The 589-nt window shown below is 65.0% G+C and carries 1 protein-coding gene; it reads left to right on the top strand.

Annotated features, from left to right (window positions below; genetic code table 11):
* Positions 1-315: 315 nt before the first annotated feature.
* A partial coding sequence (locus ACI3KW_RS23220; protein WP_404850057.1) for a thioredoxin family protein occupies positions 316-589 on the top strand: 274 nt, incomplete at its 3' end.

The following is a 589-nucleotide window of genomic DNA, read 5'->3' as shown; positions in this document are numbered from 1 at the left end:
CCTGCGAGAGCTCAGCGTTCCACTCATACAGCCGCAGCGCCTCGCCGCGATCGCCGGAGCATTCATCGATGTAGCGCTGGAAGCGGGCTCCGCTCAGCCAGGAGTCGATCCAGAGGTCGGACATGCAGCAATCGTCGCGCACCAGCGCCGGTGTCCGAGGCCGCCTGTGGACAGAGCAAAGCCCCGGCGACTTGGTCGAGATCCAGCGGTCCACACGGGGCTTACACGGTCATCGTAGACCACCGCGCGTGCTCGACCCCGGTATCCACAGATCGATTCGACCCCGACGGCTTGCCGACCGCGTAGCGTGGAAACATGGCGACCAAGGACCTGACTCTCTCCGACTTCGAGTCGACGGTGAATGACAACGACATCGTGCTCGTGGACTTCTGGGCATCGTGGTGCGGTCCGTGCCGCATGTTCGCGCCCATCTACGACAAAGCCTCCCAGGCCCACCCCGACGTGGTCTTCGGCAAGGTCGACACGGAGGCCGAGCAGCAGCTCGCCGCCGGGTTCCAGATCACGTCGATCCCGACTCTCATGGCCTTCCGTGACAACATCCTCGTCTTCGCCCAGCCCGGCGCGCTCC

The sequence above is a fragment of the Devosia sp. ZW T5_3 genome, from assembly GCF_044987315.1.
In the GTDB taxonomy this organism is placed as follows: domain Bacteria; phylum Pseudomonadota; class Alphaproteobacteria; order Rhizobiales; family Devosiaceae; genus Devosia.
This window is presented reverse-complemented; position numbering and strand designations above follow the sequence as displayed.